At 73.5% G+C, this 24,716-nt stretch carries 20 protein-coding genes; 8 read left to right on the forward strand and 12 right to left on the reverse strand.

The features are described 5' to 3' along the window. Positions 1-390: 390 nt before the first annotated feature. Positions 391-2,286, reverse strand: coding sequence for a translational GTPase TypA (gene typA, locus ABZ312_RS14310; protein ID WP_499513750.1), 1,896 nt, complete (start codon positions 2,284-2,286; stop codon positions 391-393). Positions 2,287-2,536: 250 nt separating this feature from the next. Then, a complete protein-coding gene (locus tag ABZ312_RS14315; RefSeq protein WP_500356683.1) occupies positions 2,537-4,297 on the reverse strand; it encodes an ABC transporter family substrate-binding protein in 1,761 nt (586 codons plus the stop codon). A gap of 352 nt (positions 4,298-4,649) precedes the next feature. Between ABZ312_RS14315 and ABZ312_RS14320 the strand changes: the two genes are divergently transcribed. The 4 genes from ABZ312_RS14320 to ABZ312_RS14335 are packed head-to-tail and all read left to right on the forward strand — an operon-like array spanning position 4,650 to position 8,475. Continuing rightward, positions 4,650-4,943: an Rv0250c family protein gene (locus ABZ312_RS14320; RefSeq protein ID WP_499513748.1), complete on the forward strand. Its 294-nt coding sequence runs from the start codon at positions 4,650-4,652 to the stop codon at positions 4,941-4,943. A gap of 9 nt (positions 4,944-4,952) precedes the next feature. Next, on the forward strand, positions 4,953-5,798 hold the full coding sequence (sdhC, locus tag ABZ312_RS14325) for a succinate dehydrogenase subunit SdhC (RefSeq protein ID WP_500356681.1): 846 nt from the start codon (positions 4,953-4,955) through the stop codon (positions 5,796-5,798). Further along, a complete protein-coding gene (locus ABZ312_RS14330) occupies positions 5,798-7,711 on the forward strand; it encodes a fumarate reductase/succinate dehydrogenase flavoprotein subunit (protein WP_500437733.1) in 1,914 nt (637 codons plus the stop codon). Before sdhC ends, ABZ312_RS14330 begins: the two co-directional genes overlap by 1 nt. Next, entirely contained in the window at positions 7,708-8,475 is a 768-nt protein-coding gene (locus ABZ312_RS14335; protein WP_500328032.1) for a succinate dehydrogenase/fumarate reductase iron-sulfur subunit, read from the forward strand. The genes ABZ312_RS14330 and ABZ312_RS14335 overlap by 4 nt, the downstream gene beginning before the upstream one ends. Before the next feature lie 34 nt (positions 8,476-8,509). On the opposite strand, the gene ABZ312_RS14340 is transcribed toward ABZ312_RS14335, so the two are convergent. The 9 genes from ABZ312_RS14340 to ABZ312_RS14380 form a co-directional block, all read right to left on the reverse strand. Beyond that, positions 8,510-11,128, reverse strand: a complete 2,619-nt coding sequence (locus ABZ312_RS14340) for a SpoIIE family protein phosphatase (RefSeq protein WP_500328033.1) — start codon at positions 11,126-11,128, stop codon at positions 8,510-8,512. A gap of 145 nt (positions 11,129-11,273) precedes the next feature. After that, complete coding sequence (locus ABZ312_RS14345) at positions 11,274-13,895, reverse strand: SpoIIE family protein phosphatase (RefSeq protein ID WP_500328034.1); 2,622 nt, start codon at positions 13,893-13,895, stop codon at positions 11,274-11,276. 140 nt (positions 13,896-14,035) lie between these two features. After that, on the reverse strand, positions 14,036-14,452 hold the full coding sequence (locus tag ABZ312_RS14350) for a (deoxy)nucleoside triphosphate pyrophosphohydrolase (protein WP_499513742.1): 417 nt from the start codon (positions 14,450-14,452) through the stop codon (positions 14,036-14,038). Between the two features lie 50 nt (positions 14,453-14,502). Then, positions 14,503-14,670, reverse strand: a complete 168-nt coding sequence (locus tag ABZ312_RS14355; RefSeq protein WP_326572633.1) for an SPOR domain-containing protein — start codon at positions 14,668-14,670, stop codon at positions 14,503-14,505. Further along, positions 14,667-15,104 (reverse strand): RpiB/LacA/LacB family sugar-phosphate isomerase, encoded by a 438-nt coding sequence (locus ABZ312_RS14360; RefSeq protein WP_500328035.1) that lies wholly within the window; start codon positions 15,102-15,104, stop codon positions 14,667-14,669. The genes ABZ312_RS14355 and ABZ312_RS14360 overlap by 4 nt, the downstream gene beginning before the upstream one ends. Positions 15,105-15,357: 253 nt before the next feature. Then, positions 15,358-16,113: a GntR family transcriptional regulator gene (locus ABZ312_RS14365; RefSeq protein WP_500328037.1), complete on the reverse strand. Its 756-nt coding sequence runs from the start codon at positions 16,111-16,113 to the stop codon at positions 15,358-15,360. A 90-nt stretch (positions 16,114-16,203) separates the two neighbouring features. After that, positions 16,204-17,490, reverse strand: coding sequence for a M14 family zinc carboxypeptidase (locus ABZ312_RS14370; RefSeq protein ID WP_500328038.1), 1,287 nt, complete (start codon positions 17,488-17,490; stop codon positions 16,204-16,206). Positions 17,491-17,652: 162 nt separating this feature from the next. Next, entirely contained in the window at positions 17,653-18,618 is a 966-nt protein-coding gene (locus ABZ312_RS14375) for an LAETG motif-containing sortase-dependent surface protein (protein WP_500328040.1), read from the reverse strand. 152 nt (positions 18,619-18,770) lie between these two features. After that, the gene (locus ABZ312_RS14380; protein WP_500357274.1) at positions 18,771-19,811 is read right to left on the reverse strand and encodes a carboxymuconolactone decarboxylase family protein; all 1,041 of its coding nucleotides are present in this window, start codon (positions 19,809-19,811) and stop codon (positions 18,771-18,773) included. Between the two features lie 211 nt (positions 19,812-20,022). Here ABZ312_RS14380 and ABZ312_RS14385 point away from each other — a divergent pair, with 211 nt between their 5' ends. Both ABZ312_RS14385 and ABZ312_RS14390 read left to right on the forward strand, forming a co-directional pair. Next, positions 20,023-21,228 carry a sensor histidine kinase gene (locus ABZ312_RS14385; RefSeq protein ID WP_500357276.1) on the forward strand — a complete coding sequence of 402 codons (1,206 nt, stop codon included), beginning with the start codon at positions 20,023-20,025 and terminating at the stop codon, positions 21,226-21,228. Continuing rightward, positions 21,225-21,929: a response regulator gene (locus ABZ312_RS14390; protein WP_500332257.1), complete on the forward strand. Its 705-nt coding sequence runs from the start codon at positions 21,225-21,227 to the stop codon at positions 21,927-21,929. The genes ABZ312_RS14385 and ABZ312_RS14390 overlap by 4 nt, the downstream gene beginning before the upstream one ends. Here ABZ312_RS14390 and ABZ312_RS14395 read toward each other — a convergent pair. Continuing rightward, a complete protein-coding gene (locus ABZ312_RS14395) occupies positions 21,868-22,938 on the reverse strand; it encodes a DUF4190 domain-containing protein (protein WP_500332256.1) in 1,071 nt (356 codons plus the stop codon). The two genes, ABZ312_RS14390 and ABZ312_RS14395, sit on opposite strands and share 62 nt — an antisense overlap. Positions 22,939-23,066: 128 nt before the next feature. On the opposite strand from ABZ312_RS14395, the gene ABZ312_RS14400 reads away from it, so the two are divergent. Together ABZ312_RS14400 and ABZ312_RS14405 are read left to right on the forward strand one after the other, a co-directional pair. Then, positions 23,067-24,215: an SMI1/KNR4 family protein gene (locus tag ABZ312_RS14400; protein WP_500437734.1), complete on the forward strand. Its 1,149-nt coding sequence runs from the start codon at positions 23,067-23,069 to the stop codon at positions 24,213-24,215. Beyond that, positions 24,212-24,706 carry a hypothetical protein gene (locus ABZ312_RS14405; RefSeq protein ID WP_500437735.1) on the forward strand — a complete coding sequence of 165 codons (495 nt, stop codon included), beginning with the start codon at positions 24,212-24,214 and terminating at the stop codon, positions 24,704-24,706. The genes ABZ312_RS14400 and ABZ312_RS14405 overlap by 4 nt, the downstream gene beginning before the upstream one ends. The last annotated feature ends 10 nt before the right edge of the window (positions 24,707-24,716 follow it).

The following is a 24,716-nucleotide window of genomic DNA, read 5'->3' on the forward strand; positions in this document are numbered from 1 at the left end:
TGAAATCCGGTTGCCCTCAAAGCGCGTAGATTCCACGCGAATGTACGTGCCTGACGGGCCGACAGGGAACGAGCTGTCGCGCCCACGCCACTGGCGCAACCGCGACACATCGCCGCGCCGGGAACCGAACCGCGCGCAACGGGCGGAGCCCCGGTGAGTTCGGTCACAACCGGCCCGGAAAGGGCCCTCGATGTGACCGCCCTCACGGAGAACGGCGCTCCACGCACGCCGTGATCGACGTGGATGTCCCGTGATGTCGCATCCGCGCTGCACTCGTCCGGGAGCGGCCGCGAAGCGGCCCGGCGCCCCCGTGGGACGGGGACGGCCGGGCCGGTGTCCGCGCAACCGCCGAGGGTGCGGTCCGCGCCGCCGGCGCGGACCGCAGGGTCCTCAGCGCTTGGCGCGGGAGGCGGTGCGGCCGCGCTCCTTCTGGTCCAGGACGACCTTGCGGATGCGGACCGTCTCCGGGGTCACCTCGACGCACTCGTCGTCGCGGCAGAACTCCAGCGACTGCTCCAGGGAGAGCTTGCGCGGCGGGACGATCGCCTCGAACGAGTCGGCCGACGAGGACCGCATGTTCGTGAGCTTCTTCTCCTTGGTGATGTTGACGTCCATGTCGTCGGCGCGGGAGTTCTCGCCGACGATCATGCCCTCGTACACCTCGGTGCCCGGGTCGGTGAAGAGCACACCGCGCTCCTGGAGGTTCGTCATCGCGAAGGCGGTGACGGCACCGGCACGGTCGGCGACCAGGGAGCCGTTGTTACGGGTCACCAGGGGGCCGAACCAGGGCTCGTGGCCCTCGTGGATGGAGTGGGCGATACCCGTGCCGCGGGTGCCGGTCAGGAACTCGGTGCGGAAGCCGATCAGACCGCGGGAGGGCACGACGAACTCCATGCGGACCCAGCCGGAGCCGTGGTTGGACATGTTGTCCATCCGGCCCTTGCGGGTGCCCATGAGCTGCGTCACGGCGCCCATGTGCTCCTCGGGCACGTCGATGGTGATGCGCTCGACCGGCTCGTGGACCTTGCCGTCGACCTCGCGGGTGACCACCTGCGGCTTGCCGACGGTCAGCTCGAAGCCCTCCCGGCGCATGGTCTCGACGAGGATGGCCAGGGCCAGCTCACCACGGCCCTGCACCTCCCAGGTGTCGGGGCGCTCGGTCGGCAGCACGCGGAGGCTGACGTTACCGATCAGCTCGCGCTCCAGGCGGTCCTTGACCAGGCGGGCGGTGACCTTGCGGTCCTTGACCGCCGACTTGTCGGCGCCCTTGCCGCCGGGGCCACGGCCGACCAGCGGCGAGGTGTTCGCACCGATGGTCATGGAGATCGCCGGCTCGTCCACCGTGATCAGCGGCAGCGCGATCGGGTTCTCCGGGTCCGCCAGCGTCTCGCCGATGGTGATGTCGGCGATGCCGGCGACGGCGCAGATGTCGCCCGGGCCGGCCTTCTCGGCGGGCTTGCGGGTGAGCGCCTCGGTCATCATCAGCTCGGTGATGCGGACGTTCGCGATCGAGCCGTCACGCTTGATCCACGCGACCGTCTGGCCCTTCTTGAGCTCGCCCTGCTCGACGCGGAGCAGCGCGATACGGCCCAGGAAGTTGTCGGCGTCCAGGTTGGTGACGTGCGCCTGCAGCGGGGCGGCCTCGTCGTACACCGGGGCCGGGACGTGCTCCAGCAGCGTGGAGAAGAACGGCTCCAGGCTGTCGCTGTCGGCCGGGACGGTGCCGTTCTCCGGCTTGGTCAGCGAGGCCACGCCGTCCCGCGCGCAGGCGTAGACGATCGGGAACTCGATCTGGTCCTCGTCCGCGTCCAAGTCCAGGAACAGGTCGTACGTCTCGTTGACGACCTCGTCGATCCGGGAGTCCGGGCGGTCGGTCTTGTTGATGCAGAGGATGACCGGCAGCTTCGCGGCCAGCGCCTTGCGCAGCACGAAGCGGGTCTGCGGCAGCGGGCCCTCGGAGGCGTCCACCAGCAGCACGACCGCGTCGACCATCGACAGGCCGCGCTCGACCTCGCCGCCGAAGTCGGCGTGGCCGGGGGTGTCGATGATGTTGATCGTGATGGGTTCGCCGCCACCCTTGGGGTGGTACTTCACGGCCGTGTTCTTCGCGAGAATGGTGATGCCCTTCTCGCGCTCCAGGTCGTTGGAGTCCATCATCCGGTCGTCCAGATGCTGGTGCGCGGCGAAGGCTCCGGCCTGCTTGAGCATGGCGTCCACCAGCGTCGTCTTGCCGTGGTCGACGTGGGCGACGATGGCGACATTACGAATGTCGTTACGCGTGGGCATACTGGGGCGCTTCTCCCGGGTAGGTAGGTGGGGCGGCGTGCCCTCGTCGGCACACCTAGCCCGCCGGGCGAGTCAAGCCACGGCCTCACCCCATGGTACGGGGCCCGGGCGGCAAGGGCCGCCCGGGCATGATCGTCCCGGGTCGGTCGGGGCCGGGCCGCCTCCCCGATCCGCAGGGCGGGGGGAGGACGGCACCTCGCACGGTGGAAGCGCGGGCCCGGCCACCGTGACGGACGTCACGTGTGCGGCCCTACTTCCTGAAGCCGATGTCCTGGAAGCGCGGCGTCGCGAAACCGAAGGCACCCGCGTTGAGGACGTCCTTGCGCAGGGCGACCAGCTCGGGGCGCTGGTAGAGGGGGATGGAACCCGCGGCCGCCCAGATCCGGGCGTCGGCGCGGGCGGCGAAGTCCCGGGCCTCGGCCGGGTCGAGCTCGCCGGCGGCCTGGTCGAAGAGCTGGTCGATGAGGTCGGTGCCGACCCGGGGGTAGTTCTGCTCGACCACCAGGGAGCCGTCCGGCGCGGGCTCGGGCTTGGCGAAGATCGGGCGGGTGTCGGTCGCCGGGAAGGCCGTGCCGGGCCAGCCGTACAGGGCGAGGTCGAAGTCGCCGGCCGCGATGTGGTCGCGGAAGAAGCTGTCGTCGGAGACCCGCTGCAGCTCGGTGCGCACGCCGATGCCGGAGAGCATCGTGGCGATGCGCTCGCCGACCGTGTTCAGGGTCGCCGAGGACTTGGGCAGGACGAAGCGCAGCGTCAGCGCCTTGCCGTTCTTGCGCAGCACCGTCTTGTCCGGTTCGACGACGCTGACCTCGACCTTGTGCGCGGGCGCCGCCTGGTTGCGTTCCGCCGCCCCGGCACCGCCGCCGCCCGCCCCGGCCCCGGGGTCCAGGGCGGTGCGCTGCCAGCCCGCGTCGGCGAGCAGGGCGCGGGCGGCCTTAGTGTCGGACGTGCCCAGGGCCGAGCTGTGGTCGGCGTACCCGGCCTGGGTGAGCAGCAGCAGGTGGTTGCCGAGCGGTTCGTCGGGCAGGCCGAGGGGCGCCAGCACCGCCTTGGCGATGGCCCGGCGGTCCACCGCGCGGGCCACGGCGTGCCGCACCTGCTCGTCGGCGAGCGGCCCGGTGGAACCGTTGAGGGCGAGCTGCGTGTAGGAGGCGGCGCGCGTCCGGTAGACGGCCACGTGCTTGCCGGTCACGTCACGGTCGACCTCGGCCACGTCCAGCGCGCCGGAGGCCAGGTCGGCGGCCCGCTGGTGGGCGGGCGTGGCGGCGAGGACCAGCTGGGACAGCTTGGCGCGGTCGCCCCACCACTTGGTGTTGCGGACCAGCGTGACGGACTTCCCGCTCGCGCTGCGGACGGCGAAGGGCCCGCCGGCCACCGGCAGCTCGCGGCGCGCCCCCTCGTTGAAGGCCTTGGCGGTGCCGGTGACGGCCTTGGGGTACAGCGGGGTGAACAGCGACTGCCAGTCCGCGTACCGCTTCTCGAAGGTGACCTTCACCTCGTGCGCGTCCTTGCCGGCCTTGACCGAGGAGATCCGGTCGTACCCGGCGTTGCGCGCGGTCCAGTAGGCGTCCTCGGTGCCGCGCAGCGCCTTCCACTGGGCGGCGAAGTCGGCGGCGCCGATCGGGCGGCCGTCGCTCCAGACCGCCTTGGGGTTGAGCCGGTACGACACGACCTGCTGCGGCTCGCTCCGCACCACCGTGGCCGACCGCAGCAGGTCGGTGTCCAGGTACGGGCGGCCCTTCCCGTCCAGCCGGAAGGCGGCGGGCAGCACGGCCGCGGCGACCAGGGCGGTGGCGTCGTTCGCCCCGGACTGGAACGCGTTCAGGGTGCCGGGCGCCGCGTCCACGGCCCAGCGCAGGGTGCCTCCGTCGCGCACCCCGTCCCGGGGCGCCGAGGCAAGGTCGGTCCCTGCGAGGGGGTCGTCCTTGCCGGCGGAGCACCCGGCGGAGGCGGCGACCACGGCGGCGAGTGCCACGGCGGTCGCGGAGCGGATCAAGGTGGCGCTGCGGGCCATGCGTGCGTACCTCCGCGAGGGGGCCATGATCACAGGACGGCCTATTTGCCGCTTATCGCACCTACTGAAAGCCATTCCGCGACCGCGGACGCCGTCGACACGTCGCGTGCCCCCGCCTCCCACCCGCCCGGCGCAACGCCTGCGCGGGCCCCGGCCCCGTGCGCCGGACACCACCCCCGCACGGGTGCGCGGCCTTCGGGGGAATCACGCGCCACGGCGCGTTCGCACCGGGCGCGCGCCACCCGTAGGTGGGACAATCCCTGCAGATCTCTTCCCAAGCGCGACTGTGACGCGCGACACTCGCTTGGCGTTAGCGTCGTGCACCCGCAACGTGGCGGAGGTGAGGACAGCCATGTCCCTGCAGGACGAACTTGCATCGGTACAACGCCGGCTGGATGAACTGGGCCGGGCCGTGTCCAAGCTGGAGCAGCACGTCGGCGACAGCCTGGACATGAGGCGTGTCCGTGCCGACACCAAGCACCTCAGCGACGACCTCGCGCTGCTGCGCGACAGCGTCGGCACCACCCCGGCCGGGCAGAAGGCGCGGCAGGAGATGGTGACGATCCCGGATACGCCGTACGACCCCAGTCTCTGGTCCGGCGCGGAAGACGAAGGGCTGGGGGCGCCGGACCGCCGAGCGCCCTAGGAGTAGTCCTTGGCCACCGACACACAACCGCCCGCTCCACCGACACCACCCGCTCCACCCGCGCGCCACGGCGTCCTTTCCGCCGGGCGCGCGGCCATTCCGGCACGACACCTGCGCACCGACCGCTGGTGGCTGCAGCCGCTGCTCACCGCGCTCGGCCTGGGCGCCTTCGTCGTCTACTCGACGTGGCGGGCCTTCGCGAACGCGCACTACTACGCCGAGCCGTACGTCTCGCCGTTCTACTCGCCCTGCCTGGGCTCGAACTGCGTGGACATGCCGCTCGGCGCACGCTGGCCGCTGTTCGGCGACTGGTGGGGGCTGTCCCCCGCCCTGCTGGTGCTGATCTTCCCGCTGGGCTTCCGGCTGACCTGCTACTACTACCGCAAGGCGTACTACCGCGGCTTCTGGGCCTCGCCACCCGCCTGCGCGGTGGCCGAGCCGCACGAGAAGTACACCGGTGAGACGCGGTTCCCGCTGATCCTGCAGAACATCCACCGGTACTTCTTCTACTTCGCCATCCCGGTCGCCGGGATCCTGACCTACGACGTCGTGCTCGCCTTCCGGGACGAGCACGGGGCGTGGGGCCACATGGGCCTCGGCACCCTGGTGCTGCTGGTGAACATCGCCCTGATCTGGGCGTACACCTTCTCGTGCCACTCCTGCCGGCACATCGTCGGCGGCCGGCTGCGGCACTTCTCCCGGCATCCGGTGCGCTACCGCATGTGGACCTGGGTGGGGAAGCTCAACTCCCGCCACATGCTGCTGGCCTGGCTGTCGCTGGTGAGCGTGGCGCTCGCCGATCTCTATGTCTACCTGGTCGCCAGTGGGGCGTTCGACGATCCGAGGTTCTTCTGATGGCACAAGTCGAACGGCACACGTACGACGTCGTCGTGGTCGGCGCGGGCGGGGCGGGGCTGCGCGCCGCCATCGAAGCGCGCGAGCAGGGCATGCGCACCGCCGTGATCTGCAAGTCGCTCTTCGGCAAGGCGCACACGGTGATGGCCGAGGGCGGCATCGCCGCGAGCATGGCCAACGTCAATCCGCACGACAACTGGCAGGTCCACTTTCGCGACACCATGCGCGGCGGGAAGTTCCTCAACCAGTGGCGGATGGCGGAACTGCACGCCCGCGAGGCGCCGGACCGGGTGTGGGAGCTGGAGACCTGGGGGGCGCTCTTCGACCGCACGAAGGACGGGAAGATCTCCCAGCGCAACTTCGGCGGTCACGAGTACCCGCGCCTGGCGCACGTCGGCGACCGTACGGGCCTGGAGCTGATCCGCACCCTCCAGCAGAAGATCGTCTCGCTGCAGCAGGAGGACTACCGGGAGCACGGGGACTACGAGGCCCGGCTGAAGGTCTTCCAGGAGTGCACGGTCACCCGGGTGCTCAAGGACGGCGACCGCGTCTCCGGGATCTTCGGCTACGTCCGCGAGTCGGGGCGCTTCTTCGTCGTCGAGGCGCCGGCCGTGGTGCTGGCGACCGGCGGCATCGGCAAGTCCTTCAAGGTGACGTCGAACTCCTGGGAGTACACCGGCGACGGGCACGCACTGGCGCTGCTGGCCGGGGCACCGCTGATCAACATGGAGTTCGTGCAGTTCCACCCGACGGGGATGGTCTGGCCGCCGTCGGTGAAGGGCATCCTCGTCACCGAGTCGGTGCGCGGCGACGGCGGGGTGCTGCGGAACTCCGAGGGCAAGCGGTTCATGTTCGACTACGTCCCGGACGTCTTCAAGGAGAAGTACGCCCAGAGCGAGGACGAGGGCGACCGCTGGTACGAGGACCCGGACAACAACCGCCGGCCCCCGGAACTGCTCCCCCGCGACGAGGTGGCCCGCGCCATCAACTCCGAGGTCAAGGCCGGCCGTGGTTCCCCGCACGGCGGGGTCTTCCTGGACGTGTCGACCCGGCTGCCGGCCGAGGTCATCCGGCGCAAACTGCCCTCGATGCACCACCAGTTCAAGGAGCTGGCGGACGTCGACATCACCGCCGAGGCCATGGAGGTCGGCCCCACCTGCCACTACGTGATGGGCGGCGTGGACGTCGACCCGGACTCGGCTGCGGCGACCGGGGTGCCCGGGCTGTTCGCGGCCGGCGAGGTGGCCGGCGGCATGCACGGCTCCAACCGGCTGGGCGGCAACTCGCTCTCGGACCTGCTGGTCTTCGGGCGCCGGGCGGGCCTGCACGCGGCGCAGTACGCGGCCGGGACCGGCGGCACGCGTCCGGCCGTCGCGGAGTGGCAGGTCGACGCCGCCGCGGCGGAGGCGCTGCGGCCGTTCAGCGCGGAGGCCGGGGCCGTGCCGGACGAAGTCCCGGAGAACCCGTACACGCTCCACCAGGAACTGCAGCAGACCATGAACGACCTGGTCGGCATCATCCGCCGGCAGGGCGAGATGGAGGAGGCGCTGACCCGGCTGGACGCGCTGCGGGTACGGGCCCGGCGGGCCGGCGTCGAGGGGCACCGGCAGTTCAACCCGGGCTGGCACCTCGCCATCGACCTGCGGAACATGCTGCTGGTCAGCGAGTGCGTGGCCCGGGCGGCGCTGGAGCGCACGGAGTCCCGGGGCGGCCACACCCGCGACGACCACCCGGAGATGGACCGCCGCTGGCGCAAGCTCAACCTGGTCTGCGAACTGGCCGAGCCGGCGGACGCGTTCGGCGAGGTGTCGGTCACGCGGCGCGAGATGGACCCGATCCGGCCCGACCTGCTCGCGCTCTTCGAGAAGGACGAGTTGCTGAAGTACCTGACGGACGAGGAGCTGGACCGGTGAGCACGTACACGGCGCACTTCAGGGTCTGGCGTGGCGACGCGGACGGCGGCGGGCTGCAGGACTACCAGGTCGAGGTCCACGACGGCGAGGTGGTCCTCGACATCATCCACCGGCTGCAGGCGACCCAGGCGGGCGACCTGGCGGTGCGGTGGAACTGCAAGGCCGGAAAGTGCGGCTCGTGCAGTGCGGAGGTCAACGGCAGGCCGCGGCTGATGTGCATGACCCGCATGTCGGTGTTCGGCCGGGACGAGACCATCACGGTCACGCCGATGCGGACCTTCCCCGTGGTGCGGGACCTGGTGACGGACGTGTCCTTCAACTACGAGAAGGCGCGGGAGGTGCCGTCCTTCGTCCCGCCCGAGGGCGTGGCGCCGGGCGAGTACCGGATGCTCCAGGAGGACGTGGAGCGCTCGCAGGAGTTCCGCAAGTGCATCGAGTGCTTCCTGTGCCAGGACACCTGCCACGTGGTCCGTGACCACGAGGAGAACAAGAAGGCGTTCGCCGGTCCGCGCTTCCTGATGCGGGTGGCGGAGCTGGACATGCACCCGCTGGACGCGGCGGAGGAGCAGGGCCTGGACCGCAAACGGTCCGCCCAGGACGAGCACGGGCTCGGCTACTGCAACATCACCAAGTGCTGCACCGAGGTCTGCCCCGAGCACATCAAGATCACCGACAACGCGCTCATCCCCCTCAAGGAGCGCGCGGTGGACCGCAAGTACGACCCGCTGGTCTGGCTCGGCAACAGGATCCGGCGCAGGAGCTGACCCCTGCGGTGCTCCCCCGCGGTGGAGGCGCTGCTCAGAAGAGGCTGAGCAGCGCCTCTATCGTGTCCTCGCCGGTGCTGCCCTCGCCGTCCGAGGGCAGGTCCAGCTCGAACCAGACGGTCTTGCCCCGGTGGGTGCGCCGGGAACCCCAGCGGGTGCTGAGCAGGGAGACCAGCTGCAGTCCGCGGCCGCCCTCGTCGGTGGCCCGGGCGCGTCGGCGGCGCGGCTGGGCGAGCGCGTCGTCCCAGACCTCGCACACCAGGGTGCGGTCGCGCAGCAGGCGCAGCCGGATGTCGCCCTGGCCGTGCCGCAGGGCGTTGGTGACCAGTTCGCTGACGAGCAGTTCGGTGGTGTCGACCAGCGCGGCCAGGCCCCAGGCGACCAGGCAGTCGCGGGCGAGCTCGCGTGCGCGGGCCACCGAACGGGGGTTGGGCTCCAGCGTCCAGTCCCCCACGGAGTCCTCGGGCAGGCCGTGGACGCGCGCCATGAGCAGGGCGATGTCGTCCTCGCCGTGGGCGGTGTCGAGCCGGGCGAGTATGTGGTCGCAGACGTCCTCCAGCGGGCGCTGGGGTTCGTCGAGCGCGGCACGGAAGGCGCGCAGGCCCTCGTCGAGCGGGTGGTTGCGGGACTCGACGAGACCGTCGGTGTACAGGGCCAGGAGGGCGCCGTCCGGCAGGTCGACCTCGACCTCCTCGAAGGGCTCGCCGCCGACGCCCAGCGGCATGCCGGTGGGCACCTCCAGCATCATGGCCTGCTCGCCGGGTTCGACCAGGACCGGCGGCAGGTGGCCGGCGTTGGCGATGGTGACCCGCCGGGTGATGGCGTCGTAGACGGCGTAGACGCAGGTGGCGAGGTAGACCTCGGACAGGTCCGAGCCGTCGGCCTCCTTGCCGCGCCGGTTGCTGCGGCCGTCGCCGCTGCCCCCGAGGCCGCGGGCGACCTCGTCGAGGGCGGAGAGCACGTCGGCGGGCTCGATGTCCAGGAGCGCCAGGGTGCGTACGGCGGTGCGCAGCTCGCCCATGGCGACGGCGGCGCGCAGTCCGCGGCCCATGACGTCGCCCACGACGAGCGCGGTGCGGTGGCCGGGGAGCTCGATGACGTCGAACCAGTCGCCGCCGACCTCGGTCTCCATGTTGCCGGGCAGGTAGCGGCAGGCGATGTCGAGTCCGGCGGCCTCGGGGTTGCCGGGCGGGAGGAGGCTGCGCTGCAGGATGAGGGCGCGTTCGTGCTCGCGCCGGTAGAGCCGGGCGTTGTCGATGAAGACGGCGGCGCGGGCGGCGAGTTCCTCGGCGAGCATCCGGTCGCGCTCGGAGAACGGTTCGCTGCCCTTGGCGCGGGCGAACTGGACCAGGCCCAGGACGGTGTCGCGGGCGACGACGGGCACGGCGAGGGTGGACTGCACCAGGCCCCCGCCGAGTTCGCCGAGCTCCACCTCCGGATCGCCGCCGTCGGCGCCTATGACCTGGGTCTGGGCGGTGCGCAGGGCGCCCGCCCAGGGGGAGTTGAAGGGGTAGCGGTGGACGGCGCCCACGGAGACCGGGCCGCCCGTGTGGCCGCCGTCCAGGGGGGCGACGGGCGCGTCGGAGACGGCGCTTGCGAAGGCGACCCGGCGGACCTCGCCGCTGCCGTCCGCGGTGCCGACCGGGCCCTCCTCGCCGACCAGGAGCGCCTGGTAGAGGTCGACGGAGGCCAGGTCGCAGAAGTGCGGCACGGCGACGTCGAGCAGTTCGCGGGCGGTGGTCTCCAGGTCCAGGGAGCTGCCGATGCGCCGGCTGGCCTCGTTGAGCAGGGCCAGGTTGCGCCGGGTGTGCGCGGCCTCCCGCTCGGCGCGCTGGCGTCCCGTGACGTCCTGGGCGAGGCCGGCGACGCCGATGGGGCGGCCGCTGCCGCTGTGCAGCCGGTACAGCGAGATCGCCCAGCGCCTGCGGTTGTTGGCGCCGGACCCCGAGGAGACGGTGCCGACGATCGTCATGTCGAGCACCGGGTCGCCGCTGTCGAGCACCTGCTTGAGCGCGGCGGTGAGCCGGTCCGCCTCGACGCGGGAGAGGAAGTCGTGCGGGGTGCGGCCCCGGTGGTCGCCGGGGCTGCGGCCGAAGACGGTGGCGAAGCGCTGGTTGACGCGGAGCAGCTTGAGGTTGGTGTCGAAGAGGATGAAGCCCATCGGCGACTGGCCGAACACCGCCTGCGAGGAGGCGAGATCGGTCTCGATCTGACGCAGGACGCGGACGTCCACGGCGATGCAGAGCGCCCCGCGCCCGCCGGTCTCGCTCCGCGAGGGCATGACGTAGACCTCGGCCAGGCCCTCCTGGCCGGCTTTGTCGCGGTACGGCACGGTGCCGATCCACTCGCGCCCGTCGAGGATCTCCGCGATGCGCTCGTGCGCCCGGGTACGCCGGTCCTCGGGGACGAAGGCGGTGATCGGGTCCTGGCCCAGCGCCTCGGAGGCGGGTACGCCGAAGAACTCCTCGGCGCGCTCGCTCCACTGCTCGATCCGCCCGTCGGGGCCGAGGGAGAACGAGGCCACCCGGATGTAGTCGTAGAGGGAGCCGGGCGGACTGGACTGCCAGGCGCTCTGTGTCACGGCCTCAGGGTTCCGGGGCCCAACAACCCCCGACGGCTCATCGTTCACGCCCGACCCCTCCAGCTCACACATACGGACCGGCTGGTGCCGAGTATTCAGCATTACCCCCGTTCCGCACATGCACTTGTCGATCACAGCATCATCTCGAGGCGTACGAATTCCGCCGACGCCCCACTTCAACTACCCTGCTCCGGCCCGCCGAACCGTGCGTGACCGGTCATCCGCGCGGGCCGCCCGGGGCGGTCACCGGGGCGGGGAGGGCGAGCTCGAACCAGACCGTCTTCCCCAGCGGCCCGTGCCGCGTGCCCCAGCGACGGGAGGTGCGGGCGACCAGTTGCAGCCCGCGGCCGCCCTCGTCCTCCTCGCCCGCGGCGCGCCGGCGGGGCGGGTCGGGCAGCGGGTCGGAGACCTCGACCAGCAGCGAGGTGCCGCGCACCATGCGCACGCCGATGGGTCCGCGGGCGTACCGCAGGGAGTTGGTGACGAGTTCGCTGACGAGCAGCACGGTGACGTCGGTGAGGTCGCGCAGCCCCCAGTCCCGGAGGGTCTCCCGTACCTGGCGCCGGGCACGGCGGACGGCGCTCGGCTCGGCCGCGAACGTCCAGTGGGCGGTGCTGCCCTCCGGGAGGCCGCCGAGGCGGGCCATGAGCAGGGCCACGTCGTCGGGTTCACGGCCGTGGGCGAGGGTGGCCAGCAGGTCGTCGCAGGCCTCCTCCAGGGAGCGCAGCGGACGGCGGGCGAGCACCGACCGGAGCCGGTCCATGCCGATCCCGATGTCCTCGCCGCGCGCCTCGACCAGGCCGTCGGTGTAGAGCACGAGGACGGAGGAGTCGGGCACGTCGAGCTCGACCGACTCGAAGTCCACGCCGCCGACGCCCAGCGGCACCCCGGCCGGGGAGTCCAGCAGCCGGGCCCGGCCGCCCCCGTGGGCGCCGGGCTCCACCAGGACCGGCGGCGGGTGCCCGGCGCGGGCCACGACGAGCCGCCGGGTGGAGGGGTCGTAGACGGCGTAGACGCAGGTCGCGGTCCAGCCCTCGGCGGTGCCCGCGGCCAGGTCGTCGCCGAGGTCGTCGACGCGGCGCAGCAGTTCCTCCGGCGCCATCTCCAGGGCGGCAAGGGTCCGTACGGCGGTGCGCAGCCGGCCCATCGTGGCGGCGGCGCGCAGCCCGTGGCCGATGACGTCCCCGACCACGAGGGCGACCCGGCCGCCGGCGAGCGGGATGACGTCGAACCAGTCCCCGCCCGCCGCCGCCCCGGTGCTGCCGGGGACGTAGCGGAAGGCGAGGTCGACGCCGGGCGGCTCGGGCACGCTCTGCGGCAGCAGGCTGCGCTGCAGCATCAGGGCGCCCTCGCGTTCGCGGATGTAGAGGCGGGCGTTGTCCAGGGCGGCGGCGGAGCGGTCGCACAGTTCCATGGCGAGGGCGACGTCGTCGGCGTCGAAGGGTTCGCGCCCGCCGGCGCGGCTGACGACCAGCAGCCCGAGGACGATGCCGCGGGCCCGCAGCGGGGCGACCATCAGCGAGTGGATGCCGAGGTCCAGGGCGGCCTGCACCTTGGGGTCGCCCGGGAAGGTGGCGACGGTGTCGCGCAGTTCGTCCGCGCTGCGCACCAGGGCGGGCCGCGCACTGTGCAGCACGGAGCCGAAGACGGACGCCCGGTCGACCTGGATGACCTTGCCGATGCCGATCATCCGGTCGACCAGGGGGCCCTCCTTGGCCGCCCCGATGCCGAGCTGGCGCATCTCGGTGCGCTCCCCATACGGGGCGCCGGGCAGCTCCCCGCCGTCCGGCACGGCCGCGTGCAGGATCACCCCGCTGTAGTCGCTGAACCGCGGCACGACGGTCCTGGCCAGTTCCTCGGCGATCCGCCGTACGTCCAGCAGGTCCGCCAGGCGTGAGCCGACGTCGTTGAGCAGCGCCAGCCGGCGCCGGGCCCGCTCGATCTTCTCGGCGCTCTGCTGGCGCTCCGTCACGTCCATCACGGTGCAGCTGATGCCCAGCACCCGGCCCGCCCGGTCCTCCAGCCGGTGGTACGACACCGAGCGCCACCCCCCGGCCGGGCCCGGCACCACGACGTCGATGACCGCGCGCCCGGTGGCCAGCACGTGCCGCTGGAGGGTGGCGAGCTCGTCGGCGGCCTCGGCGGCCACGATCTCCTCGACGCGGTGCCCGAGGGTGTCCTGGGCGGGGACGCCGTTCATCCGCGCCAGGGCCTCGTTGACACGGACGTAGCGCAGCTCGGTGTCGAAGATCGCGACGCCGAGGGGCGAGGAGCCGAAGAGCGAGTCCAGTGCCGCCAGGTCGTGCTCCATGCTGCGGATCCGGCTGGTCTCGGCGATCGACACCAGGACGAAGGGCCGGCCGTCGCCGTCCACGAGGAGCGAGGCGCGCGCCTCGACCTGCACCTGGTGGCCGTCGCGGTGCCGGACGGAGAGGATGCCCTCCCAGCGGCCGGTGCGCAGCAGCTCGGCGAGGATGCGTTCGGCGGGACCGGGGCGGGGCACGGAGGCCGTCCGGCGGGCGGCGGGCGGTGTCCTCCACGGCCGGCCGTCCTCGCCGGGGCCGATCAGGGCGGAGACCCGGCGGCCCACGATGTGCTCGCCCGCCCAGCCGAGCATCTCCTCCGCGAGCGGGCTCCAGAGCAGGACGCGGCCGGAGGTGTCGAGCATGACCACGGCCAGCCGCAGTGTGTCCAGGAGCCTCCCCGAAGCGGTGGGCCCGCCCGGCGCCGGTCCCGCGGGTCCGGGCTGGAGACCGGCGTGGGCACGTCCGTGCCCGGCCGGGGACTCGGGGGGTCCCGGGTCCTCGCCCTTGCCTGTGCCGTCCTCGCTCCCGCTCACGTGTGGGGACCCCAGACCATTGCAGGGCCACCGGCTCAGGGCCGGCCGACCGTCGGCGGATCAATCCCCCCATACCCGATATTCCGCGCCGCATATCCGTCCTGGCGCGCCGTGGGGCGGTCCCGGGGGAGCCGGGTCGGTCAGCCCGGGGTCGGCCCCTGGACGGCCCGGGCCGCCGCCCAGGCGGCCGCGGGACGGTCCTGGTCGAGCCAGTCGACCTCGTCGAGACGGTCGGGGGTGAGCCAGCGCAGCTCGTCGTGGTCCTCCAGCGGCCGGGGCTCCCCGGACAGGATGCGGGCCGTCCACACCTGCAGGACGTAGCCGCGACCCAGTGGCCATTCGCCGGGGACCCGCTCCAGCGCCTCGGCCTCCACGCCCAGTTCCTCGCGCAGCTCACGGGTCAGCGCCTGCGGCGCCGTCTCCCCGGGTTCGAGCTTGCCGCCGGGCAGTTCCCACCGCCCCGCCAGCTCCGGCGGCGCACTGCGCCGCGCCGCGAGCAGCCTGCCCCGGTCGAGCACGGCCGCGCCGACCACCACCGTCACGTCGTGCGTCGTCATGGGCGGCACCCTATCCGTGGCGGCTGTCCGCGGCGGCCGTCGGTGGACGGCTACGACGCGCGGCGGTCGATCCGCTCGATGAGGTACAGCTGCTTGTGGCCGCGCGCGTCCAGGGTGTCGGCGACATGTTCGGCCTCCTGCCGGGTGGCGTAGCGGCCGACCCGGTATCGGTTGCCGTTGTCGTCCTGACGTATGACGACCCAGACCAGCTCGCTCATCGGATGTCCTCCAGGTGCGCCACGTTGGCCCGGTCGTCGTCCTCGCCGCTCGGGACGCCGGCGAACCAGGCGTCGAGGATCTCCTTGAGCAGGGGCTCGCTGGTCAGACGCAGGCTCAGGGCGAGGGCGTTGGCGTCGTTCCACTTGCGGGCGCCGTCCGCGGAGTAGGCGTCGACGCACAGGGCGGCACGGACGCCGGACACCTTGTTGGCGGCGATGGCGGCCCCCGTGCCCGTCCAGCAGCACACGACGGCCTGGTCCGCGCGGCCCTCCGCGAGGTCCCGGGCGGCGCTCTCCGCGCTCCACGCCCAGTCCTTGCGGTCGCCGGCGCGCAGGGCGCCGTAGGCGATCACGGTGTGGCCGCGGCGGCGCAGTTCGTCGACGACCAGCCGCGCAACGGGCTCGTCCATGTCCGAGGAAACGGCGATGCGCATATGCCGGAGCCTACGCCCGAACGTGACGCGCCGGACACGTTCGGGCAGTATTCGACTCGATCGGGCCATGTTCGATTGGGAGTTGACTCAGAAGGGGCTCTTGTCCGCGCCTCGCACGCATCGGCGCGCGCCCCGGAGCCGCCCTGCACACCCCGCGCACCGCCGGCGCCCCGCGCCCACGCGGCCCACCAGCGGATTTGCGGACACCGGCGCGGAAGCGGCGCTGCCCGCCTCGCCCGGCGCCCGGGCGGCGTCACTTCACCGGCATCCGGTACGACACCCGGTAGCGGTCGGCCGGGATGACGATGTCCGCGGTCTCGACGGGGAGCCCGGAGGCGTAGTACGTCCGGTGGATCTCGATGACCACGTGACCGGGCACCCCGCCCAGCACCGCGGTCTCCTCGGCGAGTCCTGGCCGGGCGCCGACGTCCTCGGCCACGTTGTCGACCACGACGTCGAGCGCGGCCATGCGATCCACCACGCCCTGACCGGCCAACGGGCCCTCCTCCGGTAGCAGGACGGGCGAGCGGCCGGTCACCGACAGCGGCTCCCAGGAGGTGGCCATCATCATCGGCTCGCCCTCCGTCCGGTAGAGGTAGCGCGTGCGCATCACGCGGTCGCCCGGCTTGATGCCGAGCCGCTCCGCGACGCGCGCGTTCGCCGCCTCCTGGAAGCTGTTCGACTCCCAGGTGCCCTTGAAGCCCTCGTCGGCCTGCTCCTGCCGGAACGGCGTCGCCTGGCCGCTGCCCGGCCGGTAGCCGGTGCGCACGACCAGCCGCGGGTCGGGGCGTTCGCGCACGTACGTGCCCGAGCCGGACCGGCCCTCGACGAAGCCCTCGGCCATCAGCACCTTGCGGGCCTCCAGGGCGACGGTGTCCGACACCCCGTACTCCGCCCTGATGCGGGCCTGCGAGGGCAGGCGGGTGTGCGGAGGGAGGCTGCCGTCGAGGATCTTGCGGCGGAGATCCTCGGCGACGCGCAGGTACGCGGGCTGCTCACCGAAAGGCACGTGCCCCTCCCTCGGGTTGACTGTGTGCAACAGCTTGACAACTCAGGGTTGCCACCCGCAAGCCTTCCGCAAGGCTTTACCCGTGTCGCGTCACCCGGGCAGCAGATCGAAGGCCGCGAGCACCACCCGTGCGTGCTGCTCCGCCTGCTGGCGCACCGGGATCCAGCGGGCCCGGTGGGCGGTCTCGTACGCCTCGCACCAGTCCGCCACCAGCCCCTCCAGCAGTTCACGCACGGCCACCAGCGGGGTCGGCCCGTGGTCCACGGTACGGACCACCCGCAGCAGCATCGCGGCGGCGCGCAGCGGCAGTCGCTGCGCGTAGATCTCGACGCTGCTGACCCGCGCCCGGGTCATCGCGGGCAGCGGCGGCGCGGCCGCGGTGCGCAGGGCCGGGTCCCAGTCCGCGGCCAGCGCCGGGCCGACCGCGACGATCTCCCGCGCCGCGCGCAGCAACGGCCCGCCGTCCCCGGGCAGGTGCGGGCCCACCTCCCCGATGAGCCCGCCGACCAGCAGGCTCGCGCGGCGCAGCGCCTCCCCCGCCGTGCGCAGCGCGCCGTCGGCACCCGGGTGCGGCGAGGTGTCGGCGGCGCGGTCGCACGCCCACATGGGCACCTCGACGATCGCGGTGACCCCGCCGTACCGGTGGGCGTACGTCCAGGTCGAGTTGGAAGCGTCCTCGCGCGGGCCGCCGGGCGGCGGCAGCACGTACACCCCCGGGCCGGGGCTCGGCCAGTGGAAGGCGTCGGAGGAACCGGCCTCCAGGGGGATGTCGAACTCGGCGGCGGACTTGGCGATCCGCTCCGCGAGCCGTGGGATCTCCCGGGTCACCTGGATGAAGGTGCCGCCCACGTCGATGCCGTGCAGCGAGCACTGCAGCACCGGCCGCAGCTCGTCGATGACCCCGATCAGCGCGCGGGTCTCGGGCAGTGCGCCGTCCAGCGTGCCGTCGTCCGGCAGCCACTCGGGCTGCTCGGCGGCGCGCGGGCGGAAGAAGTGCCGGTAGTGGCCGAGCATGGTGAACCGGGCGTCGGGGACGGCCTCGTTGAGCCGGGCGCCGTCCGGGTCCGCGCAGAGCAGGAAGTGCCAGGCGGCGTCGGCCCCGTCCCGCAGCACGGGGTCGGCGGTGACCCGCCGGGCCAGCAGCAGCACGGTGGCACCGCCGACCATCTCGTTGGCGTGCGGGCCGGCCACGACCAGGACGTTGCGCGATCCGTGCCCGACCGAGAGCAGCAGCAGCGGCTCCCCGGCCCGGGAGAGGCCCACCGTCCGCAGCCGGCAGACGTCGGGCCGGCGGAGCGCCAGGGCCCTGGCCTCCGCGGCGACCTCGTCCACGGTCGGGTAGCGCTCGCCGACAGCGGTCTCCCCCGGAGATGTCATGCAGCCCCCCGCATCGGTCCCTACGGTCAGGTTCGGATTGTTCCAATCCGTACGGAGCCGGGGCTAGAGCGCGTCGGGCGGCTGTCGGACCCGACACGGCGAAGGGGTACGGCTGCTGACGCAGCCGTACCCCTTCTCCGCCCGGCGGGTGCCGGTGCGCGGTCAGTGCCGGCCGGCGGCCTGACGGCGACGGGTCGCGAGGACCACACCGCCACCGGCGGCCAGCAGCACGGCCGCGGCGGCCGAGATCATGCCCACGTTGCTGCTGCCGGTCTCGGCGAGGTCACCCGAGCCGCCGTTGGGGGACTCGGAGGTCGCGGCCTCGACGGACTCGGACGCCGAGGCGGACGCCGACGCCGACTCCGAGGCCGGGGCGGTGGCCGAGGGGGTCTCGGTCGCGGCGGGGGTGGTCTCCTCGCCGCCGGCCGGGGTGGTCTCGCCACCGGCGGGGGTGGTCTCGCCGCCCGAGGGGGTGGTCGGGGTCGAGGTGGCGGGGGTGGACGGGACGGTCTGCGTGGTGCAGTCCTTCGTGCCGCCGTTCCACCAGGCGATCTTCTTGTCGCCGATGACCGCGTGGTCCGGGCCCTCGGGCAGGTCGCCGTGCTCGTAGCCGTCGTTGGCGTCCAGGACGCCGTCGTACTTCTTGTTGCCGTAGTACAGGTCGATCTGCGCGAAGCAGGTGACGTCCGGCACGGCCACGTCGAGGGTGTCGGTGCCGGTGGTGATCTTCACGGTGTCCCAGTCGTGGAACACCTGCTTGCCGGAGGTCTGGAAGGTGGCGCCGTGGGTGCGGTAGGAGGCGAGGGACACGGTGCAGGACGAGGAGCCGTCCGCGACCCGGACCTTGACGTGGACCTTGCCGTCCTCGCCGGGCTTGAGGTTGACGTCGTCGACCTTGACCGACGGGTACCAGGCCGTGCCGTCGAGCGAGAACTCGCAGCGGTCGGTGGAGGTCTTGGTGCCGCCGCCCTGGCCGGGCTTGTAGCCGTGGTGGCCACCGCGGTCCCAGCCCTTGCCGCCCGGGCAGTCGCCGGCCCAGGCGGAGGTGGCACCCACGGCGGTGAGGGCGACGGCCGCGGCGCTCACGCCCAGCAGCCGTCCGACGGTGACACGTCGCGATATGGACATGCAGAACCCAATCTTGGCGTTGCGTGGCCCGGCGGGCGCGGCTGACGGCAGCTCTCCCCGTACGTGAGCAGGCCGAGGCGTCACCGGGCGAGTGGTCGAAGTGCACACGGGGCTCATCGGCCCCAGTGGCACCACGCATCGTCGTGGCTCTGTCAATGGGCTGTCAACCTGGGGCGACGCAAAGGCTCGTGGACCGAGGTCTCGATCCGGTGCACCGCGGTCATCGCGCCGAAGGCCAGCACCCTCACCAGATCGGCGTCGTAGGGGTCGGGATCGGCGATCCGCCAGGCCTCGGCGTCCGCCTCGGTGATCCGGTACGGGGCGAGTGCGGCGAGCAGCGCCAGCCGTGCGCCGGGCCGTTCGGCGGCGGGTACGGCGGCGAGCGGAGCTGCGGTCCAGTCGCCGCCGAGCGGCGGATGCGCGCCGTCCCAGGCGTCGACCGCGGCCACCACCGCCTCCCGGGCCGCGTCGCCGAGCCGCTGCCCGCCCACGGCGGCGGCCCGCCGCAGCGCGGCGAAGGCGGTGCCCACCGGGGCGTCCGCGGCCCACTCCGGCGCGGGTCCGGCCGGGCCGCGCAGCAGGGGCAGGCTGGCCCCCGGCGGCAGCGGCCGGCGGACGGTGCGGGCCAGGGCCCGGCCACCCAGGCTGCGCACCAGCCGCAGCCGCTGCAGTCCGCCGGGGAGCATGTCCTCGGTCAGCAGGGCGGACACCATCCGGTTGACGAAGTGGAAGGCGAGCGCGGTGCCGATGAACTCCGGCGCGTCCTGCGGGCCGAAGGGGTATGCCACGGCCGCGGGGGCGCCGGGGGTCGCGGTCGCCCCGCCCCAGGCGACCAGCGCGGCCTGGGCGGGGTCGTCCGGCGTGCCGCCGCGGGCGACCGTCTCGGCGAGGCGGTGGTCACCCGTGGCGTGCAGCAGGACGGTGTGCGCGTCCACGCAGAAGGGGCAGCGGTTCGCCGCCGACACCCCCAGGGCGACGAGCTCCTTGTCGGTGCGCGGCACGCGGCCGGCCAGCAGCGACTCGCGCAGCACGGCCCAGGTCGCCGCGAGCAGGTCGGGGGCGGCCGACAGCGCGACGAAGGTCGGTGCGCGGCCGATGCCGAAGTCGGCGGCGAGCTGGGCGTAGACCTCGGCGGTACGGCCCGTGGCGTCGCCGGGTGGCGCGGGAGTGGTGAGACGGAAGGGCGTGGCCATGGCCGGGCCTCCTCGCTGACGGCTCGTGGACGGCGGTGTTCTCGACGGGTCGATGGTGGCCGCCCGGGGTCCCGCCGGTCGTCCTCCGGGGGAAGGGGGATGCCACTGCTCCGGGCGCCGGGGCCGTAGGCGGGACTACTCCACCGGGAGTAGCCGCGGAGCCGTCTTCGGGGAGGACGTGCCGCCCCGCTGGGCGGCGTAGGGTGCGGGCATGGGTGGCACGCTGATCGGGCGTCAGGGGTGGGCCGGGCTGCGGGGGTGGCGTGGCGTCGCCTTCGACGCGGTGATCGGCGTCGTCCTGGCCGTCGACGTCCTGCTGCTGCCCGGGGTGCCGCGCCCCTCGAACGCCCTCGACCTGGCGCTGGGCCTGGTGGGCGCGCTGGCGGTCGCCGGGAGCCGCCGCCGGCCGGCGGCGGCACTGCTGCTGTGCACGGGCTGCATGCTGGCGTACGCGCTGCGGGTGCACCCCGGCCCCTCGGCGGCGTTCCCCGTGCTGGTCGCGGTCCACATGGCGGTCAGGTCGGGCGGGAAGCGGCTGCCGGTGCAGCTGTCGGCCCTGGCGTTCCTCACCGGCTACCTCGCCTCCGGGCAGCCCGCGCCGACCTCTGCGCAGTCCACCGCGCTGCTGCTCGGCTGGTTCCTGGCCTCGGTCGCCATGGCCGTGGTGGGCCGGCACCGCCGGGCCTACCTGGAGCAGCTGGAGCGGCGGGCGCTGGACGCCGAACGCACCCGCGAGGAGGCGGCGTTGCGCCGGGCCGGCGAGGAACGGCTGCGGATCGCCCGGGAGCTGCACGACTCGCTCACCCACAGCATCTCGATCATCAAGCTGCAGGCCGGGGTCGCCGTCCACCTGGCCCGCAAGCGCGGCGAGGAGGTGCCCGCCGCGCTGCTGGCGATCCAGGAGGCGAGCGGGGAGGCGATGCGGGAGCTGCGCGCGACCCTGGAGGTGCTGCGCGGCACCGGCGGCGGCCACGGGCTGGACCGGATCGAGGACCTGGTGGAGCGCTCGCGCACGGCCGGTCTGCCCACCAGCGTCACGGTCGGCGGACGGGAACGGCCGCTGGCCGACGGGGTCGACCGGGCCGCCTACCGCATCGTGCAGGAGGCGCTCACCAACGTCACCCGGCACGCCGGTCCTGAGCCCCGCGCCACCGTCCGCATCGAGTACGGCGACCGGGAACTGGTCGTCCAGATCGACGACGACGGCACCTCGGCACCCGGCGACGGCCCGGTGCCCGGGGTCGGGCTGACCGGGATGCGGGAGCGGGTGACCGCGCTCGGCGGGCGGCTGCACGCCGGGCCGCGGCCCGAGGGCGGCTTCTCCGTGCGGGCCGAACTCCCCCTGGACGCACTGCCGGCGGCCGACGGCAGGACGGCGCCCGGGGCGGCCGGGGCGCCGCTGGAGGAGGTGTCGTGATCCGCGTGCTGATCGTCGACGACCAGGCGCTGATGCGGGCGGGATTCCGAGCCCTCCTCGACGCCGAGGACGGCATCGAGGTGGTGGCCGAGGCGGGCGACGGTCAGCAGGGCGTCGAACTCGCCCGGCGCCACGTGCCCGACGTGGTGCTCCTCGACGTCCAGATGCCCGTGCTCGACGGGATCGGCGCGACCCGGCTGATCGCCGCCGATCCGCGGCTGGCCGGCGTCCACGTGGTCATCCTGACCAACTACGGCCTGGACGAGTACGTCTTCGACGCGCTGCGCGCCGGCGCCAGCGGATTCCTGCTGAAGGACACCGAACCCGCCGACCTCGTCCAGGCCATCCACGTCGCCGAGCGCGGCGACGCCCTGCTCTCCCCCGCCATCACCCGCAGGCTGATCGGCGAGTTCGTCGCGCGGCCGCCCGACGCCACGCACGCGGCGGGCCTGGAGGCGCTGACCAACCGGGAGCGCGAGGTGCTCGCGCTCGTCGCCCGCGGGCTCAGCAACGACGAGGTCGCCGGGCGGATGGTCATCAGCCCGCTCACCGCCAAGACCCACGTCAGCCGGGCGATGACCAAGCTGGGCGCCCGCGACCGTGCTCAACTGGTCGTCTACGCCTACGAGTCGGGGCTGGTCACACCGAAGGGTTCGCCGCCGCGACCGTCGTGGCCAGCCCCAGCGCCTCCCGCGCCCTGACGGCCTCCTCGTGGCCGCTGTGCGAGTCCGCCGCCTCGTAGTGCTCGTAGTAGGCGTCCGCGTCCTTCGCCACGGCGGCCTTGGCCCAGTGCGCGCGTGACTTCCCGGCCTCCGCCACGAGCGCGGCGACCGGTTGCTCGGCACCGGCCGGCCAGTCGTGGGCGTCCAGCGCCCGGGCCTCGGCGGCGAGGGCGACCGAGACCTCGCCGGCCCAGGTGCGGTAGCCCTCGAGGTCGTCCTCGACGTACTCCTCCTCCGGCCCCTTCGCCATGGCCTCGTTGAGGACGTTGGCGGCCTTCAGATAGGCGACCTGGTGCGCGTCGAGCGTGCTCGCGTCCTGCCGCAGGGAGCCCTTGAGCACGCCCTTCTCCTTGCCGAACACGCAGGTCACCTCCCGGTCCCCGAGCTTCCAGGTCCCCCGGTCCGGGGCGTAGTAGTACACCCTGACGTCCGCCGGCACCGCCCAGCTGTCCATGGCGTAGGTGTCGGACAGCCGTTGGCAGCGGTCCTCCACGAGGTCCTTGAGCTCCGTGTCGCCCGGGTAGCCCTGGGGCCCGGGCAGCCGGAAGGTCCCGACCACCTCGCCGGCGTGCCCCTGTGCGCAGGACACGGTGTCCATGTCGGTGGTCGGGGCCTCCAGGTCGCCGCCGGGGGTGTCGAAGCAGTCGCCCCGGCGCAGCGAGAAGGCGCCGTCGTCCCGCGCCCCTTCCCTGACGCCCTCCTTGAAGCTCTTGACGAACGCGGCGGCCCCGCCGGCGAGCACCAGGGCGCACAGCAGCGTGCCGACGGCCGACAGCACCAGGCCGGTGACGGCCATGCCCTTGCCGCGCGCGCCCGTCCGTTTGATCTGCACCAGCGCGATCGTCCCCAGCACGACGCCGACCACCGGCAGCATGCACAGCAGCCCGGTCACCAGCGCGGCGACGGCGAGCCCGTTCAGCGGCGCCCGCTGCGCCGCGGGCGGGAGCGCCGGCTGGAGGGGGTACGACGGATACGGCGGAGGCTGCACGGAACGGCTCCTCACGGGCGGATGGCGTGGCGAACGGCCGCGCGAATATATCCCGGCCTCCGCGACCCGCTGTCGGCGGCCACCGTTAGGGTTCTGCCAGCGGGGCGCCGACACCGAGGGGGAGCACGATGTCCGCCGAAGCGGCCGAACAGGCCTGGGACCGCATCGACTTCTGGCTGGGCACCCACGCCCCGGCGACGTTCGCCATGCTCCACCCGCCGGCGCCGCGGGAGGAGATCGCCGCGGTGCAGCGGCGCATGGGCGTCACCTTCCCGCCGGACCTGGTGGCCACGCTGCGCCGGCACGACGGGGCGGACGAGGACTTCCTCCTGCCGACGCACGACGGTCTGCTGGGCACCCACGGATGCGAGGAGCGGTCCGGTTTCCTGCGCGGCATGCTGGCCGAGGTCCTCGACGAGGACGAGGCGGAGAACGACGGCGCCTACTGGCACCACCGCTTCGTGCAGTTCGCCTCCTACGCCATCACCGCGGACGGCCTGACCGTGGACTGCCGCCCCGGCGCGTCCTTCGGCGCGGTCGGCCGCTTCTTCGACGGGTCCGGCACCGACTTCGGCCACGCCCCGTCGCTGGGCGCGTACCTGGGCGACGTCGCCGACAGCCTGGAGCGCGGGCTGCCCTTCCAGGGCGGCCGGACCTGGCCCGTCGTCAGCGACGGCGTCCTGGAGTGGGACGACTCCGAGCGCGCCCACCCCGAGTGGGGCGATCCCTCGGACCCGCTGCCCTCCTCCGACGACGCCTCGCTGCCGCCGCTGCCGCCGCGCGGCTCCGAGGAGCCGCTGCGCGCCGTCCACGTGCGCAAGCTGGGCGGTCTCGGCGCACTCGTGGCCACGCTCCCCCGCGCGACGGTCGCCACCGCCGCGGCCCGGCAGATGCGCCGGCTCGCCGAAGAGTCCGGCCTGGCAAGGTACCCCGAGGTCGCCGCCGCCCTGGACACCCTCGACGGCGGCCGCACCGTCGGGCTCACCGGCACCGGTCCGCTCGGGCTCAGGCTGCGCCAGGTCCGCCGCGAGGCGTCCGCCCACCACGACGGCGTCCGCACACAGGCCGTCATGTGCTTCGTGCTGCTGCTCACCGACCTGCCCCACCGGGCGCTGGTGAGGACCGCCGACGTCCGCTCCCGGATCTCCCCCGGCTGGCGCGCCGCGCTCCACGCCGACCTCGGCTCCCCTCCGTTGCCGCCGGAGCCGGACGCCGCCTTCTGGACGACGCTGGAGAACCCGGCGATCGAAGCGGGCCGTCAGGGGGCGGGCGCATGACGACACGACGGACGGTGCTGGCCGCGGGTGCGGCGGTGCTCGCGGCCGGGTGCGGCTCGCGGCGTCCGGAGGCGGAGCGGCGCGAGGCCGCGGAGGGCCCGGTACGGACGGACACCGCCCCGCTGGAGCGGCGTTTCCCGCTGCTGGGTCGGCTCCACGGCGCCCACTGGCTGGGGTACGACCTGGTCGCGGGCAACGACGGCAGGTCGGTCCCCGGTCCTTCGGACGTACGGGTGGTCGGCGTCGCCGCCCTCACGGACGGCCGGGTCGCCGCGCTCACCGCGCACCACGACTTCCGCCCGGCGAGCCTGCCCGTGCTCCCGGGCCGGCTGGCCGGCTTCCTCCCGGCGGACGCACGGTGGCTGCGGAGCGGGTCCTTCGACGCCGAGATCACCGTGGACGCCTACAGCGGCTCGTTCCTGCTGTCGCAGGCCCGGGGCCTGGTCTGCTTCGACAGCATCAACCCGGTGGCCGCCGCCCCGTCCCCGTAGACCGGGGCGG

It is taken from the genome of Streptomyces sp. NPDC006207 (genome assembly GCF_040613835.1).
Classification (GTDB): domain Bacteria; phylum Actinomycetota; class Actinomycetes; order Streptomycetales; family Streptomycetaceae; genus Actinacidiphila.

Bases quoted from the DNA above. Each gene is read 5' to 3' on its own strand.
- typA (WP_499513750.1), bottom strand. From the start codon at position 2,286: ATGCCCACGCGTAACGACATTCGTAATGTCGCCATCGTCGCCCACGTC.
- ABZ312_RS14315 (WP_500356683.1), bottom strand. From the start codon at position 4,297: ATGGCCCGCAGCGCCACCTTGATCCGCTCCGCGACCGCCGTGGCACTC.
- ABZ312_RS14320 (WP_499513748.1), top strand. From the start codon at position 4,650: ATGTCCCTGCAGGACGAACTTGCATCGGTACAACGCCGGCTGGATGAA.
- ABZ312_RS14330 (WP_500437733.1), top strand. From the start codon at position 5,798: ATGGCACAAGTCGAACGGCACACGTACGACGTCGTCGTGGTCGGCGCG.
- ABZ312_RS14340 (WP_500328033.1), bottom strand. From the start codon at position 11,128: ATGTGTGAGCTGGAGGGGTCGGGCGTGAACGATGAGCCGTCGGGGGTT.
- ABZ312_RS14350 (WP_499513742.1), bottom strand. From the start codon at position 14,452: ATGACGACGCACGACGTGACGGTGGTGGTCGGCGCGGCCGTGCTCGAC.
- ABZ312_RS14355 (WP_326572633.1), bottom strand. From the start codon at position 14,670: ATGAGCGAGCTGGTCTGGGTCGTCATACGTCAGGACGACAACGGCAAC.
- ABZ312_RS14360 (WP_500328035.1), bottom strand. From the start codon at position 15,104: ATGCGCATCGCCGTTTCCTCGGACATGGACGAGCCCGTTGCGCGGCTG.
- ABZ312_RS14370 (WP_500328038.1), bottom strand. From the start codon at position 17,490: ATGACATCTCCGGGGGAGACCGCTGTCGGCGAGCGCTACCCGACCGTG.
- ABZ312_RS14375 (WP_500328040.1), bottom strand. From the start codon at position 18,618: ATGTCCATATCGCGACGTGTCACCGTCGGACGGCTGCTGGGCGTGAGC.
- ABZ312_RS14380 (WP_500357274.1), bottom strand. From the start codon at position 19,811: ATGGCCACGCCCTTCCGTCTCACCACTCCCGCGCCACCCGGCGACGCC.
- ABZ312_RS14385 (WP_500357276.1), top strand. From the start codon at position 20,023: ATGGGTGGCACGCTGATCGGGCGTCAGGGGTGGGCCGGGCTGCGGGGG.
- ABZ312_RS14400 (WP_500437734.1), top strand. From the start codon at position 23,067: ATGTCCGCCGAAGCGGCCGAACAGGCCTGGGACCGCATCGACTTCTGG.
- ABZ312_RS14405 (WP_500437735.1), top strand. From the start codon at position 24,212: ATGACGACACGACGGACGGTGCTGGCCGCGGGTGCGGCGGTGCTCGCG.